The sequence below is a fragment of the Nocardia sp. bgisy118 genome (assembly GCF_057708605.1).
On sequence record NZ_JBYISM010000004.1, the window covers coordinates 121,937 to 139,375 of the forward strand.

At 69.3% G+C, this 17,439-nt stretch carries 20 protein-coding genes; 9 read left to right on the forward strand and 11 right to left on the reverse strand.

The window, feature by feature from the left end; genetic code table 11:
* Positions 1-23: 23 nt before the first annotated feature.
* On the reverse strand, positions 24-524 hold the full coding sequence (locus tag AC3EO7_RS06390) for a MarR family winged helix-turn-helix transcriptional regulator (protein ID WP_435590681.1): 501 nt from the start codon (positions 522-524) through the stop codon (positions 24-26).
* A gap of 85 nt (positions 525-609) precedes the next feature.
* Between AC3EO7_RS06390 and AC3EO7_RS06395 the strand changes: the two genes are divergently transcribed.
* Positions 610-1,725, forward strand: a complete 1,116-nt coding sequence (locus tag AC3EO7_RS06395) for a serine hydrolase domain-containing protein (RefSeq protein WP_435590682.1) — start codon at positions 610-612, stop codon at positions 1,723-1,725.
* A 10-nt stretch (positions 1,726-1,735) separates the two neighbouring features.
* On the opposite strand, the gene gndA is transcribed toward AC3EO7_RS06395, so the two are convergent.
* The 3 genes from gndA to AC3EO7_RS06410 form a co-directional block, all read right to left on the reverse strand.
* A complete protein-coding gene (gene gndA / locus AC3EO7_RS06400; protein ID WP_435590683.1) occupies positions 1,736-3,181 on the reverse strand; it encodes an NADP-dependent phosphogluconate dehydrogenase in 1,446 nt (481 codons plus the stop codon).
* Positions 3,182-3,384: 203 nt separating this feature from the next.
* Complete coding sequence (locus tag AC3EO7_RS06405; RefSeq protein ID WP_431969780.1) at positions 3,385-3,801, reverse strand: organic hydroperoxide resistance protein; 417 nt, start codon at positions 3,799-3,801, stop codon at positions 3,385-3,387.
* Between the two features lie 142 nt (positions 3,802-3,943).
* Entirely contained in the window at positions 3,944-4,225 is a 282-nt protein-coding gene (locus AC3EO7_RS06410) for a hypothetical protein (RefSeq protein WP_431969779.1), read from the reverse strand.
* Between the two features lie 282 nt (positions 4,226-4,507).
* On the opposite strand from AC3EO7_RS06410, the gene AC3EO7_RS06415 reads away from it, so the two are divergent.
* Both AC3EO7_RS06415 and AC3EO7_RS06420 read left to right on the forward strand, forming a co-directional pair.
* Positions 4,508-4,654 carry a hypothetical protein gene (locus AC3EO7_RS06415; RefSeq protein ID WP_431969778.1) on the forward strand — a complete coding sequence of 49 codons (147 nt, stop codon included), beginning with the start codon at positions 4,508-4,510 and terminating at the stop codon, positions 4,652-4,654.
* 90 nt (positions 4,655-4,744) lie between these two features.
* Positions 4,745-5,098 (forward strand): hypothetical protein, encoded by a 354-nt coding sequence (locus AC3EO7_RS06420; RefSeq protein WP_431969777.1) that lies wholly within the window; start codon positions 4,745-4,747, stop codon positions 5,096-5,098.
* A 23-nt stretch (positions 5,099-5,121) separates the two neighbouring features.
* Here the strand turns inward: AC3EO7_RS06420 and AC3EO7_RS06425 are convergent, their stop codons facing one another.
* Together AC3EO7_RS06425 and AC3EO7_RS06430 are read right to left on the reverse strand one after the other, a co-directional pair.
* Positions 5,122-6,069, reverse strand: a complete 948-nt coding sequence (locus tag AC3EO7_RS06425; RefSeq protein ID WP_431969776.1) for an antibiotic biosynthesis monooxygenase — start codon at positions 6,067-6,069, stop codon at positions 5,122-5,124.
* Positions 6,070-6,079: 10 nt separating this feature from the next.
* On the reverse strand, positions 6,080-7,483 hold the full coding sequence (locus AC3EO7_RS06430) for an amidohydrolase family protein (RefSeq protein ID WP_435590684.1): 1,404 nt from the start codon (positions 7,481-7,483) through the stop codon (positions 6,080-6,082).
* A gap of 236 nt (positions 7,484-7,719) precedes the next feature.
* On the opposite strand from AC3EO7_RS06430, the gene AC3EO7_RS06435 reads away from it, so the two are divergent.
* Both AC3EO7_RS06435 and AC3EO7_RS06440 read left to right on the forward strand, forming a co-directional pair.
* A complete protein-coding gene (locus tag AC3EO7_RS06435; RefSeq protein WP_435590685.1) occupies positions 7,720-8,721 on the forward strand; it encodes an Acg family FMN-binding oxidoreductase in 1,002 nt (333 codons plus the stop codon).
* Positions 8,722-9,009: 288 nt separating this feature from the next.
* Entirely contained in the window at positions 9,010-9,762 is a 753-nt protein-coding gene (locus AC3EO7_RS06440) for an LGFP repeat-containing protein (protein WP_431969773.1), read from the forward strand.
* A 12-nt stretch (positions 9,763-9,774) separates the two neighbouring features.
* Here AC3EO7_RS06440 and AC3EO7_RS06445 read toward each other — a convergent pair whose 3' ends face one another.
* A complete protein-coding gene (locus AC3EO7_RS06445) occupies positions 9,775-10,149 on the reverse strand; it encodes a hypothetical protein (RefSeq protein ID WP_435590686.1) in 375 nt (124 codons plus the stop codon).
* A 265-nt stretch (positions 10,150-10,414) separates the two neighbouring features.
* Between AC3EO7_RS06445 and AC3EO7_RS06450 the strand changes: the two genes are divergently transcribed.
* The 4 genes from AC3EO7_RS06450 (at position 10,415) to AC3EO7_RS06465 (ending at position 13,710) form a co-directional block, all read left to right on the forward strand.
* Complete coding sequence (locus AC3EO7_RS06450) at positions 10,415-10,891, forward strand: MarR family transcriptional regulator (protein WP_431969771.1); 477 nt, start codon at positions 10,415-10,417, stop codon at positions 10,889-10,891.
* Positions 10,892-10,991: 100 nt separating this feature from the next.
* Positions 10,992-11,819 (forward strand): NmrA family NAD(P)-binding protein, encoded by an 828-nt coding sequence (locus AC3EO7_RS06455; RefSeq protein ID WP_435590687.1) that lies wholly within the window; start codon positions 10,992-10,994, stop codon positions 11,817-11,819.
* Between the two features lie 86 nt (positions 11,820-11,905).
* Positions 11,906-12,739: an ADP-ribosylglycohydrolase family protein gene (locus AC3EO7_RS06460; protein ID WP_435590688.1), complete on the forward strand. Its 834-nt coding sequence runs from the start codon at positions 11,906-11,908 to the stop codon at positions 12,737-12,739.
* Positions 12,740-12,900: 161 nt separating this feature from the next.
* Entirely contained in the window at positions 12,901-13,710 is an 810-nt protein-coding gene (locus tag AC3EO7_RS06465) for an APH(3'') family aminoglycoside O-phosphotransferase (protein ID WP_435590689.1), read from the forward strand.
* Positions 13,711-13,717: 7 nt separating this feature from the next.
* Here the strand turns inward: AC3EO7_RS06465 and AC3EO7_RS06470 are convergent, their stop codons facing one another.
* The 4 genes from AC3EO7_RS06470 to AC3EO7_RS06485 form a co-directional block, all read right to left on the reverse strand.
* The gene (locus AC3EO7_RS06470) at positions 13,718-15,079 is read right to left on the reverse strand and encodes a DUF8176 domain-containing protein (RefSeq protein ID WP_435590690.1); all 1,362 of its coding nucleotides are present in this window, start codon (positions 15,077-15,079) and stop codon (positions 13,718-13,720) included.
* Positions 15,066-16,367, reverse strand: a complete 1,302-nt coding sequence (locus AC3EO7_RS06475; protein WP_435590691.1) for a hypothetical protein — start codon at positions 16,365-16,367, stop codon at positions 15,066-15,068. Before AC3EO7_RS06475 ends, AC3EO7_RS06470 begins: the two co-directional genes overlap by 14 nt.
* Positions 16,364-16,687 (reverse strand): hypothetical protein, encoded by a 324-nt coding sequence (locus AC3EO7_RS06480; protein ID WP_431969765.1) that lies wholly within the window; start codon positions 16,685-16,687, stop codon positions 16,364-16,366. The genes AC3EO7_RS06475 and AC3EO7_RS06480 overlap by 4 nt, the downstream gene beginning before the upstream one ends.
* 313 nt (positions 16,688-17,000) lie before the next feature.
* A complete protein-coding gene (locus tag AC3EO7_RS06485; RefSeq protein WP_431969764.1) occupies positions 17,001-17,294 on the reverse strand; it encodes a hypothetical protein in 294 nt (97 codons plus the stop codon).
* Between the last annotated feature and the right edge of the window lie 145 nt (positions 17,295-17,439).

A 17,439-nucleotide genomic window follows, 5' to 3' on the forward strand; every position in this document is an offset into this window, starting at 1 on the left:
GAGCCCAGCGATGCGAGCGACGGTCAGCGCGCGGCGCGTTCGGCGACGATGGTGTCGAGGCGGGCGCCGAGTGCGTTGACCTGGTCGCGCAGCTCCGTCACCGTCTCGATGGAATAGTCGACGTCCGCCAGCACCGCGGCGATCATCTGCCTGGCTTGCTGTTTCAGTGCGAGCCCCGCCTCGGTGGCGTGCAGATGCACGGCCCGCCGGTCGTGCGAGCTGCGCACGCTCTCGACCAGGCCGCGCGCCTGGAGCCGCTGCACGAGCGGAGAGACGGTGCCGTAGTCGAGCCGTAGCCGATCGGCGAGCTGCTTCATCGTCATTCCCGGGTTCTCCCAGAGCGCGAGCAGCGTGAGGTACTGCGGGTAGGTCACCCGCATGGCGTCGAGATACGGCCGGTAGGCCGCGGTCATCGAGCGCGAGGTCGAGTACAGGGCAAAGCACAGCTGGGCCGCGAGCGAGAGCACGTCATCGGTGCCCGCGGCGGCGGCCTCGACCGCGCCTGTATGCGCTTCTTCGGGCATATCTGCACTGTACGAGAGTGCGGGTGCTTCGTGAACCGTCGAAAATCGGTGGCTCGAGCGGACGTCCCGGATTAGCTTGCCCCGTATGGCTGAGATCCACGGACGGTGCGCGAGCGAATTCGGCACGGTGGCAGATACTTTGGCGGCATCGTTGGATCGCGACGACGTGGGCGCCTCGGTGGCGGTGTCGGTGGGCGACGAGCTCGTGGTCGACATCTGGGGCGGATATACCGACGAGTCGCGCACCGCGCGGTGGCAGCGCGACACCATCACCAACGTCTGGTCGACGACCAAAACCATGACGGCGCTGTGCGCGCTGGTCCTCGCGGACCGCGGCGACCTCGATCCGGCGGCGCCGGTGGCCGAGTACTGGCCCGAATTCGGCGCCGCGGGCAAGGAAAGCGTGCTGGTACGGCACGTGCTCTCGCATACCGCGGGCTTGCCGACCTGGGACGAGCCGATGACGGTGGAAGATCTCTACGAGTGGCCGACCGCTACGGCACGGCTTGCGGCGCAACCTCTCCGCTGGTCGCCGGGGACGGCGGCCGGCTACCACGGGCTCACCCAGGGTTATCTGGTGGGCGAGATCGTCCGGCGGATCACCGGTCGCAGTCTGGGTGCCTTCTTCGCCGAGGAGATCGCCGGGCCCCTGGAGGCCGACTTCCACATCGGGTTGCCCGCCGAGCACGACCACCGCGTAGCACCGATCATCGCGCCGCCCGCGAGCCCGGGGCGCGACGATTCCGCGCCGCGCGGCCCCGGCAATCCGTCGGTGCCCGCCGCCGCGGCCAACACCGCTGCCTGGCGGCGTTCGGAGATTCCGGCCGTCGGCGGATTCGGCAACGCCCGCTCGGTGACCGCCGTGCAGTCGGTGCTGGCGAACGCCGGCGCCTGGCGCGGCGTGCGGTTGCTGTCGCGAGAAGGCTGCGAACGCGCCGTCCACGAGCAGTTCCGCGGCATGGACACCGTGCTGGGCACACCGATGCGTTACGGCCTCGGATACGGTCTCGGCGGCGGCGAATCCCCCAGCGCCCGTACGTGTTTCTGGGGCGGCTGGGGTGGCTCGCTCGTCTGGGTCGACATGGACACGCGGATGACGGTGTCCTACGTCATGAACCGGATGCTCGACGACGACCGATCGCTCACCGACGACCGGTCGTTCGACATCGTCGCGGCCGCTTACGACGGGGTCACGGCGTGACCCGCGCCGCTCAGCCCGCGGCGACCTCGCTGCGGTCGCCGCTCCACAGCGTGTGGAACTTGCCCTCGGCGTCGATGCGCTCGTAGGTGTGCGCGCCGAAGAAATCGCGCTGTCCCTGGGTGAGCGCGGCGGGCAGCCGCTCGGCGCGCAGCGCGTCGTAGTACGACAGCGAGGACGCGAAGGCCGGGACCGGGATGCCGAGCAGGGTCGCGGTGGACACCACGCGCCGCCAGCTGTCGATGGCCGTCTCGATCGCTTCGCGGAAGTACGGCGCGAGGATCAGGCTCGGCAGAGCGGGATCCTGGTCGTAGGCCTCCTTGATCCGGTTCAGGAACCGGGCCCGGATGATGCAGCCGCCGCGCCAGATCGTCGCCAGGTCGCCCGGACGCAGATCCCAGTTGTATTCGGCGCTGCCCGCGGCGATCTGGTCGAAGCCCTGCGCGTACGCGACGACCTTCGACGCGTACAGCGCCTGGCGGATGTCCTCGGTGAATTGCTCGACGTCGGTGGGCTTTTCGGCCAGCGTGCCGGAGGCGAGGCCGACCGCGGCCTTGCGCTGCGCGCGGGAACCGGACAGCGCCCTGGCGAAGACCGCCTCGGCGATGCCGGTCACCGGGACGCCGAGATCGAGCGCGGACTTGACGGTCCAGCGACCGGTGCCCTTCTGCTCGGCGGCGTCGACGATGACGTCCACCAGCGGGCGGCCGGTCTTCGCGTCGACCTGCGCGAGCACCTCGGCGGTGATCTCGACCAGGTAGCTCTCCAGATCGCCGGAGTTCCACTGGGTGAACACATCCGCGATCTGCTTGGCGTCCAGACCGAGCGCGTCGCGGAACAGGTGGTAGGCCTCGCCGATCAGCTGCATGTCGGCGTACTCGATGCCGTTGTGCACCATCTTGACGAAGTGCCCGGAACCGTCGGGGCCGATGTGGGTGCAGCACGGGGTGCCGTCGACCTGCGCCGCGATCGACTCCAGCAACGGACCCAGCGACTCGTAGGACTCCTTCGGTCCGCCCGGCATGATCGCCGGACCGTTGAGCGCGCCCTCCTCGCCGCCCGAGATGCCCGCGCCGACGAAGTTCAGTCCGCGCTCGCGCATGGCGGCCTCGCGGCGAATCGTGTCGGTGTAGAGGGCGTTGCCGCCGTCGATGATGATGTCGCCCTGCTCCATCACCGCGGCGAGCTCCTCGATGACGGCGTCGGTCGCGTCACCGGCCTTGACCATGATCAGCACCCGGCGCGGCTTCTCCAGCGCCGCGACGAACTCCTCGACGGTCTCGGTGCGAACGAAATCGCCGTCGCCGCCGTGCTCGGCGAGCAGTGCGTCGGTCTTGGCCACGGAACGGTTGTGCAGCGCGACGGTGTAACCGTGCCTGGCGAAGTTGCGGGCGATGTTGCTGCCCATGACAGCCAGGCCGGTAACACCGATTTGTGCACGCGCGGTAGAGGTCGGCATCGATCAGCTCTCTTCGTTCGTCAGGTCCGGTGGGTGTGCGAAAACTGGTTCCGCGGCGGCACCGTCGGCTCGTGCGAGCGACGCGGCCACCCTGTTGCCAAAGCTACTGGATGGCCGGTCGACCGCACCGAGACGGGTCGGAGGGATCTGATGAACGTGCGAGCGCGAATGGGCGAGCCGATCCGGGTGCGCGGACTCGCGGATCAGGCCAGCACGAGATCGACGTCGATGTTGCCGCGGGTGGCGTTCGAGTACGGGCAGACCTGGTGCGCCGCGTCGACCAGGGAGCGCGCCAGGGCGGGGTCGACGCCGGGCAGGTCGACGGTGAGGGTGACGGCCAGACCGAAACCGTCCCCGTTCGGGCCGATGCCGACCGCGCCGGTCACCGCGGAGTCCGCGACCTTCACCTTCTCGCGGCGGGCGACGAGCTGGAGCGCGCTGTGGAAGCAGGCGGCGTATCCCGCGGCGAACAGCTGTTCGGGGTTGGTGCCCGCACCGCCCGCGCCGCCGAGTTCCTTCGGGATGCTCAGTTCCAGGTCGAGCGCCTGGTCGGAGGAACGGACGTGCCCGCCGCGTCCGGCGCCGGTCGCGGTGGCCTGTGCGGTGTAGAGGGTGCTCATGGGGTGCCTTTCTCGAAGAACGTGCCGTGCCCCATGAACGGTAGCGGGCAACTCAGTTGCACACAACTAATATGGGATGTGAAACGGGCCGCACACCGCGGGCGGAGTCGGTTCCGCCCGCGGTGTGCGACCCGCCGAGCGGCTAGATCACCGCGTTCATGATCGTCCCCGCGCTGGTCGCGACGGCGCCTCCCGCCATCGCGCTGGCGATCATCTTCGGCGACTGTAGACCGCCACCGCTCCACTTTTCCCAGGCGAAACGGCCACCGCCGTAAGTAATGGCGGTGATCCCGGACAGCTGAACGAGCCAGGTGAAGTACCGACCCATTTGCATGAGCTTGTCCGCCAGCGGCGGCTCTTCCGGGGTCGGATTGCTGTACTGCGCGAGGACAGTGTCGTGTAACGCGCAGAGGATCGTGCTCACTGTCATACTCCTTCGCGGATGCTGGAGTGATGCTGGGGATTCGTTTTCACGAGAGCGCGATACTTCGAAAACGGAGAACTCTCCCATTCAACCCCACCAAGATCATGTGATGGGCCGGACACACCCAATTCGTTATGACTCGACTCACACCGGCGCACCCGTGCCATGGCAGGCCCGCGGTTCTAGGATTCGAGGGGTGCAGGGGGATTGACAAGGGAACAGGCGCGACGCGGCGCTGTCCCTGTTTCGACGCCGACCTCACGCTGATTCCGGGGAGGGCACATGGCTTTTCTGCTTCTACTGCTCTTGCTCATGCTCGCCGTCACCGTCTCCGTCGTCGTTGCCGCCTACGGCACGGTGATCGCCACGTACTGGTTCGAAATGCGCCACCGCCGCGCCGACCCGCCGGATCTGACCGCCGCGCACTGAGCGGTCGACCGCGAGTTTGGGAGCGATCGGTCCGGCAACTCCGGTCACGGGCGTTTTCGACGCCCGTGACCGCGATCGGAGGTGAGCCGGATGGTGAACGACGTCGAGAAGCGCTGGTCCGATCCGGAGGGATTTCGCCAAGCCGTCCGGTACGACCTCGCGGTTCTCGGCACGGCGGCGCTCGTCGCGCTGGTGGCCACGGTCTGGGCCGCAGGCCGGGAGGCGTGCCTGTCCGGTCCGCTGCTGTGCGACGCCGCCTCGAGTATTGCGGTGCTGCTCGTGCCCGCCGTCGTCCTGCTGGCGGGCGGCATCGGCGCCTTCGTCATCACTTATCTGCGCTGGCGGCGCGGCCGGGTCTGGCCGATCTGGCAGGGCGCCGGGTGGTTCCTGTTCGTCATGATGCTCGTCTACGTCTCGATCGGCGGGACCGCGATGGCCCGCTGACCGACCCGGGCGCCCGGGGCCGTTCATCGGTTGTAGTCCCAGTAGTGCAGCCACTTGACCGACTCGAACAGCAGCAGCGTCAGACCGTAGAGGGCCACGACGATCGCGGCCCCGAGCGCACTCACGCGCCAGCCCGCGCCGTCGACCGGATCGACCCACCACCGGAAACAGGCGGCCACGGCGGGCGAGAGTATCCAGCTCATCAACGCGACGCTCACGATCTGGCTGAGCCACATCGCCAGCCAGGGCGGCGCGCCGTTCTCGTCCAGCACCGGGCCGAGGAACCTGGACAGCGTCATCACCGTCGGATACAGCACGAGCAGCACCAGCATCGCGATCTTCCAGGTGGGCGTCACCCGAGTCTGGCCGTCGACGGTGCGCAGCGTCGAACCGAACGGCGTGGTGTGCGCGACGACCGAGAAATCCTCGGTCAGTTCGGCGCGCAGCGCGGGCAGGGCCGCGGCGCGCTCCTTCGAGCGCATCCAGTCCGACAGGTGCTGGGCCGTGCGAAATCGCAGCACCGTGAACCACCGGCCGGTGTCGCCGCGAGGGAACAGCGCGACACCCTCGAATCCGGGGAACGTGGCGCTCAGGGTGACCAGTTCCGCCTCCGCCGCAACGAATTCCGCCGCTTTGCCCCGGGTGACGCTGTGATGGAACACCCCGACGCCGGGCGGCGGCAACCCTCCCTCGACGATGACCAGATCCGAGCTCTTCCGGTGAAAGCCGAGCGAATCTCCCTCGGCGAGCGCATGGGACCTGGCGGTCGAGTCCAGGAAGTCGTTCACCTGCCGCTCTGTTCCGAAGGTGGCGCTGAACCCTGGTTCCAGGGCCGGGTCGTCGCTCACCGCGCGGCAACTCTCCACGAATCCCTCGGCGACCGAGGCCATTTCGGTCATCCGATCCAGCCAGGCGGCGAAGGCCGCGCTGTCCGCGGGACGATGGAAGACGGTGACGGCGGTGGCGTTCATCGGCGGCCCGCTAGCGGTCGTCGACGCGGCGACCTCGGACGTAGACCTGCGCGATCGTCGATTCGTCCATCCCCATCAGCAACGCGAACAGCGTCTGATCGCGCGCGAGGACGGAGTCGTCGGATCGAATCCCTTGCGCCAGAGTGCCTTCCAGCGCCGGTGTGCCCGTGGGATCGATGACGACGAAATCGGCCTCCTTGCCGACATCGAAGTTGCCGAACCGGCTCTCCATGTCGAGGGCGCGCGCGCCGGCCAGCGTTCCGGTGAACAGCATCTCCGCCGGATGCATCGACACTCCGTCCTCGCCCGGCTCGGAGATGTGCACCTTGAACGCCGCGGAGAGCACCCGCGGGATCGACCATTCGTCGCCGCCGCCGTAGTCGGTGCCCGCGGCCACCGTGACGCCCGAGGCGATCGTCCGCTTCCACGGCATCGTGCCGGACCCGAGGAACTGCTGCGACACCGGGCAATGCGCGATCGAACTGCCGGTCTGCGCCAAGCGCCGCAGTTCCGAATCCTGGCAGTGCACGCTGTGCGCGAGGATGCTGCGCCTGCCGAGCAGGCTCTTGCCGCCCACTTGCGAGCCGGGCAGGAACTTCCCGTCGTAGGTGTCCAGGTAGGAATCCACCTGGTACGCCTGCTTGGTGCTGTCGACCTCGCCGGTGCCGGGACGGTTGTTCTCGTTCAGGTGGCTGTGGAAATAGACGCCCTGATCGCGCACGGAGTCGTAGAGCTCGCCGAGGTTGCGCAGCGTTTCGCGGGTCACCGCCAGCGCGAAGCGCGGAACCACCGCCACATGCAGCAGGGCCGTGTCGACGTCGCCGGTGTCGATGGCATGCCAGGTGTCGATCTCCGATTTGGTCAGCCGGATCGCCTCGTCCTCGGAGGTCATCAGCGGCGCGACGGACGCCTCGCCCGTGGTCTGGATACCGCGGCCGCTGACCATGCGCAGGCCGCGCCGGCGCGTCTCGGCGAACAGCGCGTCCTGGGCGTGCGGAAACGCCGACCCGAAGACCATCGCGGCGGTGGTGCCCGCGGCGAGACGGCGGGCGCAGAATTCGACGGCCGCCCGATGCGCGTACACGGGGTCGGCCAGCTGGGCTTCGGACGGGTAGATGCAGCGCGTGAGCCATTCGAGCAGCTGGCCGCCGCCGTAGGCGTCGCCCGCGAAGGTCTGCGGGAAGTGGATGTGGGTGTCGACAAAGCCGGGAAGCAGGAAGCCCGGGCGGTGGTCCATCGGGGGCACGCCGCGGAATTCGGCCGGGATCTCGTCTCGGGCGCCGCAATAGGCGATCCGCCCGTCCCCGCCGACGATCAGAGCGCCGTCCGGTATGGAAACCAGCGCGTCCGCCGCCTCCTGGACGGTCGCTTGTCCAGTGACGTGAAAGATGTGCCCCAAGTGGACTTGGCTCACGCGTCGAGCACAACACAGCGCGCCGCGCAGTATTGGCAATTCCCGCAAAAAGACATCTTGACCTGCAACTCAGGTGACAACATTTTCTAAGGACGGCGTCTTCATACATTCCTGGCAAACCATTGGCATCGGAGGCGAGATCGAAGTTGCCGGTGACGGAAGGTGACCGGCGCCACCGATGCGACGGACCCGCCTGCTCCTCGATGCCCGCTCACCTCGTGCAATACTCGATAGGCATGACCGCAGAAAACGCTCGTGCCGGATCTGCAGTTCCCGATGCCTCGGCCGTCGCCGCCGCGCTGCAGGTAGCCCGCCGCGCTCCCTCCCTGCACAACTCCCAGCCGTGGCGCCTGATCTTCGACGGCAAGCGGCTGCACCTGTACAGCGACCCCGATCGGTTGCTTCCGATGGCCGATCCGGACGGGCGCCAGCAGGTGATCAGCTGCGGCGCACTGTTGCACCACATCAGGACCGCGTTCGCCGCAAATGGCTGGCACACCGAGGTCGTTCGGCTGCCCGATCCGGCGCGGCCGCGCTATCTGGCCGCCCTCGCCTTCCGGCCCTGGCCCGATCCGCCCGAACGCATCCGCAATCAGGCCCGCATCATCGGGCGCAGGTACTCCGACCGACTGCCGATGGACGCACCCGACGGCTGGGACGCCCTCCTGCCCGGCGTGACGGAAGTGGCGCGCGCGTGCGAGATCACGCTCGACGACCTGCCCGACTCGGTGCGCGACCGACTCGCCGCCGCGTCCGATCAGGCCGCCGCGCTGCGTCGCTACGACAAGCCGTATCAGAGCGAATTGCGCTGGTGGACTGGACATTTCGATATATCCGAGGGCATCCCTCCGACCGCGCTCGCGACCACGGCCGAGGCGGGGCGCGTGCCCGTTCGCCGCGACTTCCCCCTCGCGCCGGGAACCACCCGCCGGACGACGGCCGAGGATCGAGCCCGTCTGCTGTCATTGAGCTCCTCGGGCGACACGCCCGCGCAGTGGTTGCGCACCGGCGAGGCGCTGTCGGCGGTGCTGCTGGAGTGCACCGGCGCCGGGCTCTCGACGTGTCCGCTCACGCACATCACCGAGCTGCCCGCAGCCCGGCGCGTGATCGCGGCACTGATACCCGGCCACCTGCGCCCTCAGGTAGTCGTCCGCGTGGGCAGCGCACCCGAACCGGATCCCGTGCCGCCGACACCCCGTCTGCCGATCGAGGACATCCTCACCATCACCGCCGAATAGCCGGGACGCGCCCGTTCGGCACGGACATCATCGCGCCCACAGCGAACCGGACCAAGGAAACGAATCGCAAGGTTTGCTAACGACCGCGCACGGATCGCCGATGCACCTCGTGTCGACGACGACACCGGCACCCTCGGCCACGTGGCGCAGAGCTGCGCTTTCGCTCCGGTCGTGCGCGAGTCGGGACGGGCATCGCACGCCGACGCCAGTACGCTGACCTCGCACGTCGACACCGGGCGCTTCGCGATCCCGGTCCGCCCTCCGGTTCACACCTGTCAAGGAGTTCACTTGGCTCGGCAACGTCGCACCAGCAGCCTGTCCGCGTCCCGTCGCGGCGCCATCGCCACCACCGCGCTCGCGCTCGCGCTCGCCGCGGGCATCGGCGCCGCCGCCGCGCGCCCCGTCGGCGCCTTCGATGTCGGCGGGGCCATCGAGGTCGAATACGACCGCGCGGGCGGGCCCGCCGCCCTCGGCGATCCCGTCACCCCCGAACTCGACGCGGGCCGCGGCGGACGATTCCAAGCCTTCGAACGCAACGCCTCCGTCTATTGGCATCCCGAGGCCGACGCCCACCTGATCGGCGGCTCGATCCGCGACAAGTGGGGCACGTTCGGTTGGGAGAACGGCGTCCTCGGTTACCCCGTCACCGGAGAACTCGCCACACCGGGCAGACCGGGCAGCTTCAACCACTTCCAAGGCGGATCCATCTACTGGTCCCTCGGCACCGACGCACACCAGATCGGCGGGGCCATTCGCGACAGGTGGGGAGCCTACGGCTGGGAAGGTGGTGCCCTCGGCTTCCCCATTACCGACGAAGCCACCGCCGCCGCGGACAACGGCCGCTACAACCTCTTCGCAGGCGGCGCCATCTACTGGTCCGCACCCACCGGCGCCCACGTCGTCTGGGGCGCCATTCGCGACGACTGGGTCCGCGCGGGAGCCGAGAACGGCCGCTACGGCTACCCCACCGGCGAAGAATACGACTACCAGGGCGGCAAGGCCCAGGACTTCCAAGGCGGTCGAATCACCTGGATGCCCTGAGCCTTTCGAACGCTAGTTGCTCGTGGCGGTTCCGTTCAGCCGGAACCACCACGACTGCGCGTTGCGAGTGGGCTTGATGACGAAGTTCTGGGCCATATGGGTACCGAAGCTGCACCTGATGCTCATCGTGATGTTGTTGTTCCGATTCAAGGTGACGGGAATCCATACGATGTCGTCGCCCGCGTCGCCGCCGTTCTTCCCCGACGTGTGGTTGTGGTAGGTCACGAACGCGACCTTGTTCCGCGGCCCGGTGCAGTCCCAGCCACCCCACTTCGGCACGATGCCGTAGACGCCCGCCGAAGCGGCCTGCGCGGGAGGCGGCGCCAGAAGCACACTGCCGAGGACCATTGCCGCGACGACCATTGCGCGCCGGTGAAAGCTGTTCATGCGATTCCCTTTCCGGTAACGCCCCGAAGTATTCCGGCCCGGTCGCTGCCGTGATGCCGTTCGGCGAGCGGACATCCGAGGTCACCTCCGTGTCCGCTTCGTCACGGTTCCCAGCCGCTCGGCGCACGCGGCTGTGCAGCACGGCAGGAGTTCCGGTGCTGCCGGTCAACGGAGTTCGAGATAGCAATAAATTGCTTGCTCCTCCGCGACGGCGCCAGGGAATTCTTCGTATGATATGGAAACCATACGAAGGAAGGGCGAGACGATGAGCCGGGAAGCCGCGAAACGTCAGCACCGCCGCGAGACGCAGACGGTCAAACGCGGGCTGCGCGAGCTGAATACGCAACTCGCCCTGTTGAACCGGCGCTTCGGCGGCAAGGTGGAGCTCAGGGACGTGGACTGGACCTGCCTGGATCTGATCGACCTGCACGGCCCGCTGACGCCGACAGCGCTGGCCCGCACGGCGAATCTGCACCCGGCGACGCTGACGGGCATTCTCGACCGGCTGGAGCGCGGCGGCTGGGTCGTCAGGGAGCGCGACCCCGAGGCCGCCGACCGGCGGGCGGTGACCGTGCGCGCGCTCGGCGATCGCAATCACGAGCTGTTCGACCTGTTCGCCGGCATGAACGGCCGGATGGACGAGCTCTGCGAGGACTACACGCCCGCCGAACTGGAACTGATCGCCGGGTTCCTGCACCGCACCGCGACCGCGGGCCGCGCAGCCGCCGACGAGCTCGCCTGAGCACACGCGAGACGCCGGAAACTGTTACGAAAACCATATGAAGTCTTTACGGTCGCCAGATAATATGAGATTCATATCTTATGACCGAGAGAGGAACCTCATGTATCTCGTCACCGGCGCCACCGGCGTCATCGGCCGACCGTTGGTCACCGCGCTGACCTCCGCCGGACTCCCGGTCCGGGCGGTTTCCCGGCACCCCCACGTCGCGCTGCCCGACGGCGTCGACCTGGTGTCGCCCGAGGATCTGGATCTCGCGGGTGTCGAATCCCTGTTCGTCCACCCGCGAGCGACGAAGGACTCCGTCGACGACCTGCTCCGCCGAGCTGTCGCCCACGACGTCCGGCGCGTCGTCGTCCTGTCGGCCATCAATGCCGACGACGAACCGGCGCATCAGCCGTCCCGGTTCAATGGCGATCGCAACACCGAAGTGGAGCGAGCGGTGGTCGCCTGCGGGCTGCCGTGGGTGAGCGTGCGGCCCAGCTCGTTCGCGATGAACACCCTGGCGATGTGGCGCGGTGTCATCTCGATGGGCGACAAGGTGTTCGGTCCGTATGCGGCGTTCTCGGAGGCCGTCATCCACGAAAAGGACGTCGCCGACGTGATCGCTCGCGCCATGGTCGACGACGCGCTCGACGGACGACGGCTCTCGATCACCGGCCCCGAGGCGCTCAGCCTGGAGCAGCTCGTCACGATCATCGGCACGGTGATCGGCAAACCCCTGAGATACCAAGAGGTTCCGGCCGAGGCAGCCGCGTCGGCGATGATCGCGCACGGCCTGGACGAGGGGTTCGTGCACGCACTGATGAACCGCTACGCTCGCGAACTCGAGCGCCGACCGGTCGTCACGGAGGAGCTGGCGACGATCCTGGGACGGCCCGCGCGCTCGTTCGCCGACTGGGTCGCCGATCATCGGAACGAGTGGTCGTAACGGGAATCCGTAATACGCTGCCGGGTAGCAGGATTACCTGGATCGCCGACCGTCCGGGTCGGTGATCCCGACAGAAGGGGCGGCGGGTGCTGGTCGAATCAGCGATCGGCGATGCGTACGGTGCGGGATTCGAGTACGCGGATCCAGCGTTCGTGGCGGCGCACAACACACTGCGGGGCTACGTGCAGCACCCGAAGCATCTCGGCATCCGCCCTGGCGCGTACACCGACGACACCCAAATGACCTTGGCCATCGCCGAATTGCTGGTCGCCGGGGATCCGTGGACGTCGCTGGGGCTGGCAGACAGATTCGTCTCGGCATTCCACCGCGACCCGCGCGAGGGCTACGCCGGACGGTTCTACGACTTCCTGCGCTCCGTCCACGACGGCGCGGAATTCCTGCGCCGGATCCGGCCCGACAGCGACAAGAGCGGCGCCGCCATGCGGGCGACGCCGATCGGCCTGCTCCCCACTGTCGACGAGGTGCTGCACCATGCCGCGGTGCAGGCGGCGGTCACCCACGACACTCCGGCGGGGATCGCCTCTGCGCAGGCCGCGGCGCTGGCGGTCCACTACTGCCACCACGAGCTCGGCCCGGTCGCGAACCTCCCGCAGTGGGTGGACAGTCACGTCCCGTCCGGATGGTCGCGGCCGTGGCGCGGCAAGGTCGGTTCCAAAGGACGCATGAGCGTCGGCGCCGCCCTCACCGCGTTGTCCACCAGCGGCACGATGAGCGAATTGTTGCGCACCTGCGTCGCGTTCACCGGAGACGTGGACACCGTCGCGACGATCGCCCTCGCCGCCGCCGCGCGCTCATCCGAAATCACACAGGACCTTCCGTCTGTGCTGCTGGAGAACCTGGAGAACGGGACGTACGGCCGCGACTACCTCGCTCGCCTGAACAGCCGGCTACTGGGCTGAGAGCACCGACGCGCCAGTTCCTGTCGACCTCGGCGCGGTCACGACACCTGCGCGGGCGGCCACTGTCTGCTGCTGGAGACCGGCAGGCTGCGCGCCGAGGGCGATCCGGAATCGACGGTCGAGCTCGGTTCGTATCGAGAACGCGCTGCTAACGTCGAATCGTGTCCGACGCGCTGACCCGATACCGATCCGTTCTCCCCGCCGACGGCGAGTGGGAGCCGGTCGACAGCGGGGAGTCGGAGGCCGCCGTATTCCGCGCCGCCGACGGCTCGCGGTACGCGAAGTGCGTCACGGAGAACGCGGCGGCCGAGCTGACGCAAGAGCGCGATCGTTCCGAATGGCTGTGCGCCCGTGGAATTTCCGGGCCGCGACCGCTCGAGTGGCGCGAGAACGCCGACGCTGCCTGCCTGGTGACGAAGGTGGTGCCCGGCGTGCCCGCCGACCGCGTGTCCGCCGAGGCGCTGGCCGCCGCGTGGGAATCGATCAGCGACGCGGTCCACCGTCTGCACGAACTACCGACCGATACCTGCCCGTTCGAACGCGGCGTCACCACGATGTTCGCGAAGGCGCAGGACGTGGTGGCCCGCGGCGCGGTGAACACGGAGTTCCTGCCGGAGGAGCAGCTTGACACGCCTCCGGCGGTGCTGCTGGCTCGGCTGGCCGCCCAGGTGGACCGGTGGGTCGCGCGGGAGTCCGTGGAATCCGTGGTGTGCCACGGAGATCTATGCCTGCCGAACATCGTCCTGGATCCGGACACGCGGTCGGTCACCGGATTCCTCGATCTGGGGCGCCTCGGTGTGGCCGATCCGTACGTCGATATCGCTCTGCTGCTGGCCAATTCGCGCGAGACCTGGCCCGACGAACGGTGGGCGCTGGACGCCGACCGCCGCTTCGCCGAACGCTACGGCATCGACCTGGACGCGGAACGGCAGCGCTTCTATCTGCATCTCGATCCGCTCACCTGGGGCTGACGCGGAGTCAGGCCATCGAGATACCGGTGATCAAGGTGCGTCCGGTGAGGGTCTTCGTGGTGATGATCTGGGTGAAGGTCTTCGGCAGCTGACCCGGGTACTGCTGGGTGAGCCGGACTTCCCAGTGCGACTGCCCATCCCCCGCCCCGGCGGCGGTGCGGGTGATCTGCACGCAGTAGCGGGTGCCGACCGGCACCTGATCGATGCCGCGCTGGATCTGCTCGGCGGGCGGGACCGTCGCGTCCTGGGCTACCACGGCGCGGGCGGCGACGCCCGAGCGTTGCACGTAATAGGCGCGTTCGAAAGCCATGATCGCCGAGGGGCCGTCGAGGGTGCCACCGATATCGGTGCCCGAGACGACATCACCGGTGCGGCGCTGTTCGCATCCCGGAGTCGCCACCGCCGCCGGGGATTCGGGTCCGGTCGGCGTCGGCGACACGGTCGGCCGGGCGTCGTCGGCCGCGGGCACCGGGCGCGTCGGCGTCGGCGCGGCGCGAGTTCCGGAGCTGGGCAGCACCGCCCACAGAATCGAACCCACCGCGACGAGCACGCCGAGACCGATCAGCACCGCGAGAAGCTTGTTGCCGCGCTCGGGCTGCTGCTCCGGCTGGCGCGGACGCGGACGGCGCAGCGCCGGACCGGGATTGCCGCCGGTCCGGTCGATGATCGCGGGGACCACCGGAACACCCTCGTCGCCGCCGCGCTCCGGCTCGGGCTCTTCGTCGACCGGAACCCGGATCTCGACGGTCGGCGAATCCGAGGGTTCCTCGGAGCGGATCGGCGGGTCGAGCCATTCGGCCCACTCGCCCATCCGTCGCGGTGGCTGACGCACCGGTGGCTCGGCCCGAGGCGGCTCGGGCTCGTAGAACGGCGTCGGCCCGGCGAACGGCGATGTGGTGCGCGGTGATTCAGGCTCGTAGAACGGCTCCGGCATCACAGGCGGCGCAACGGGCGGCTCGGACGGCGATCCGGTGCGCAGCGGCTCGGGCTGGTAGAACGGCTCCGGGCCCGCGAGCGGCGATCCGGTGCGCGGCGATTCGGGCTCGTAGAACGGCTCCGGCATCACAGGCGGCGCAACGCGCGGCGGCTCCGACGGCGATCCGGTCCGCGGCGGCTCGGTCCCGTAGAACGGCTCCGGCATCACAGGCGGCGCGACGCGCGGCGGCTCTGGTTGGCGTGGCGGTGTGCGCGGCGGTTCCGGCGCACGCAGGGGTGCGCCGGACGACGCCGAGGACCGACGCGCCGCGGGCCGTCGCCGTCGACGCTTACCGGTCGGCGGCGCGGGCAGTCGCAGCATCGGCAGCCCGGTGTCGAACGGATTCGGCTGGCCCTGCTGGTTGTTCGAGGGGCCCTGGTCAGGGCGCGTCATCGCCGAAGTCGCCGATCACGGCGGCCGGGACGGTGACCGATTCCGGAATCATCGCGGCCGCGGGAACAGTCACGCCGAGCTGGCCGTCACGCGGCCTGCGGTCTTGGTCGCCGCCCATCGGCGGCGGCATCGCGACGCCACCGTGCGTGCCCGGCTGTCCGGCAGGCTCGGGCGGTTTGGGCGCTGTGTCCTGCGGCGCGGGCGTGGGCGGAATGATCGACGCGGGCGGCGCGGGCCTGTGCTCGGGCTTCGGGGCATCCGGTTTCGCGCTCGGGCCCGTCGCGTTCTGCGACGGGTTCGACGGCGACGTGCCGCCGCCGAAGTCGATCACCTTCGATGGCGTGCCGGACGTGCCACCGTTGTTGGCGCCGTTCGTGGTGCTGCCCGGGTTGACGAGTTCCGGGATCGCCTGCTCGATGACCTTGTCCGCGGACGCCGCCACGGTGTCCATGGCGTGCGTGCCGACTTCGACGATCTTGTCGATCAGATGCGTGCCGATGTCGACGCCCGCGGAAATGGCCGCGGTGCCCAGCTGCACGCCCGCCGAGACGAGCTGCTGTTGCAGCTGGAGTTGGGCGACCTGCGCCGGATCCAAGGGCTGGCCCTGCACGGTGACGCCAGGAACGGCGGCGGTCGAGGTGCCGCCGATGGACGGCTGGCTCGTGCCGCCGATACCGCCCGGCGAGGTGACCGTGAGCGGACCCATCTCGTCCAATCGACGGGTGTGGTCGTTCATCTCGGTGCGCGCGGTGCCGACGGTGGTGATCGCGTCGCGCAGCGCCTGCGCCGCGCGCTCGATGACGGCGTCGGTGTCGGGCGCGGCGGTCGCGTTGCCGAGGATCACCCTCGCGTCGCGGCGGAAGTCGGCGATGATCTGATCCACCCGGCGCGCGGCGCGGGCGCTGGTGGCCTGCGCGTCGCCCAGCACCGCGAGGTAGGCGGGGCCGCGATCGGAGATCTCGCCGATCTCGGTCTGAGTGGTGCGCAACGCGGGCACGGCGGCGTCCGCGCCGCGCGAGGTCCAGGTGGATTCCAGCGCGTACAGACCGTCCCGGTGCGGGCCCTCGGACTCGGCGGCGTGCGTGGACGCGGCCGACAGGGCACCGGTGATGGCGCGATCGGGCAGGGTGGCGCCGGTGCCGAGCGTGGCGCGCAGCGAGAGCATCGGCTGCACCAGAGCCGCGACGATCGGCGGGTCCGAGGTGGGATCGTTGCTGACGACCGGCAGCGTGTCGGTGCTGGTCTGCTCGGTGGGGCGCCGTCGGCGCAGCGCGCTGAGCCGCCTCATGCCAGCTCCTCCCCGGTCTTCGCCAGGGCTGCGGCGGTGTCCGCGTCGCCGGTCTGCATGGCCGCACCGTAGTCGCGGAGCACCTGACCGTAGGCGGCCACCAGCTGACCCGCGGTGGACAGTGCCTGGGTGTGCTCGGACACCGCGGTGGTGAACCGCGCGACGAACTCCGCCCCGACCATGCCGAGATCGGCGTCGAGCTTCTGCGAGTTCACCGCGCCGGAGGCGGCGGCCGAGGCCTGGGCCAATTGTTGCGCCACGGTCTCCGCTATCGCGGTGTAGGCGGCCATCGCCGCCGGGTCGAGCTTCAGCGTGTCCATCGTTCCCCCTTCACGGAAAACCAAACTCTCGCTGTCGCATCACGGTTGAGCCGAGCTTAACGGTCCGGTCCGACATCGCGCCGGATCACCACGAAACACCGGCGGCACCGCCTGGCCGTGCCGTGCGGACGTGCCCATCGCCGATGATGTGCGTCCGTCCGGTTCGCGACCTGCGTCCCATAGTCGCACGACTCGCCCCGAGATCGTCGGTCTGTCTTGCAATCCGGGACGAAGCGGACTCGATGCCGCACGGCGGGAACGCTTTCCGAGCCGGACGAACTGGGCTTTCCCGAAACAGCTCGGTCGACAGATCTCAGCGGGAGAGGTCCGGCCACGGCGGGCGCCGGACGATCGCGAGCAAGCCGAGCACCACGGCCACCAGCCCGATCGTCTCGCCGAGAAGGGCGATCCGGCCCGCGTCGACGGCGGGCGTCCAGCTGGCCTGACCGTCCTTGACGACGAAGACGCCGAGCGGCCGCGCCGCGCCACCCAACCAGCCGCCCCGCGCGGCGGTGACGATGACCGACCCGTCGGCGGTCTCCTGCGGCGTCCCGAAGACGAGCGCGCCCGCCGTCTGCGCCCCACCGAGTTGTCCTCGCAACGACATTCCGGCCCCCTTCGCTGTCGAAATCGGATCGCGCCGCGATGAGCCCGCGCGACCACGCCAGCCTACTGGCCGGGGAGGGAGGAAGGCCGTCGAAACCGCGCCGCCCCGATCGGACGCGGCGGTGCCCGGCGCCGCCGGAAATTTC

Excerpts from the sequence above, each read along its gene's own strand:
- AC3EO7_RS06390 (WP_435590681.1), bottom strand. The coding sequence starts at position 524 with ATGCCCGAAGAAGCGCATACAGGCGCGGTCGAGGCCGCCGCCGCGGGC.
- AC3EO7_RS06395 (WP_435590682.1), top strand. The coding sequence starts at position 610 with ATGGCTGAGATCCACGGACGGTGCGCGAGCGAATTCGGCACGGTGGCA.
- gndA (WP_435590683.1), bottom strand. The coding sequence starts at position 3,181 with ATGCCGACCTCTACCGCGCGTGCACAAATCGGTGTTACCGGCCTGGCT.
- AC3EO7_RS06405 (WP_431969780.1), bottom strand. The coding sequence starts at position 3,801 with ATGAGCACCCTCTACACCGCACAGGCCACCGCGACCGGCGCCGGACGC.
- AC3EO7_RS06415 (WP_431969778.1), top strand. The coding sequence starts at position 4,508 with ATGGCTTTTCTGCTTCTACTGCTCTTGCTCATGCTCGCCGTCACCGTC.
- AC3EO7_RS06420 (WP_431969777.1), top strand. The coding sequence starts at position 4,745 with ATGGTGAACGACGTCGAGAAGCGCTGGTCCGATCCGGAGGGATTTCGC.
- AC3EO7_RS06425 (WP_431969776.1), bottom strand. The coding sequence starts at position 6,069 with ATGAACGCCACCGCCGTCACCGTCTTCCATCGTCCCGCGGACAGCGCG.
- AC3EO7_RS06435 (WP_435590685.1), top strand. The coding sequence starts at position 7,720 with ATGACCGCAGAAAACGCTCGTGCCGGATCTGCAGTTCCCGATGCCTCG.
- AC3EO7_RS06445 (WP_435590686.1), bottom strand. The coding sequence starts at position 10,149 with ATGAACAGCTTTCACCGGCGCGCAATGGTCGTCGCGGCAATGGTCCTC.
- AC3EO7_RS06450 (WP_431969771.1), top strand. The coding sequence starts at position 10,415 with ATGAGCCGGGAAGCCGCGAAACGTCAGCACCGCCGCGAGACGCAGACG.
- AC3EO7_RS06455 (WP_435590687.1), top strand. The coding sequence starts at position 10,992 with ATGTATCTCGTCACCGGCGCCACCGGCGTCATCGGCCGACCGTTGGTC.
- AC3EO7_RS06470 (WP_435590690.1), bottom strand. The coding sequence starts at position 15,079 with ATGACGCGCCCTGACCAGGGCCCCTCGAACAACCAGCAGGGCCAGCCG.
- AC3EO7_RS06475 (WP_435590691.1), bottom strand. The coding sequence starts at position 16,367 with ATGAGGCGGCTCAGCGCGCTGCGCCGACGGCGCCCCACCGAGCAGACC.
- AC3EO7_RS06480 (WP_431969765.1), bottom strand. The coding sequence starts at position 16,687 with ATGGACACGCTGAAGCTCGACCCGGCGGCGATGGCCGCCTACACCGCG.
- AC3EO7_RS06485 (WP_431969764.1), bottom strand. The coding sequence starts at position 17,294 with ATGTCGTTGCGAGGACAACTCGGTGGGGCGCAGACGGCGGGCGCGCTC.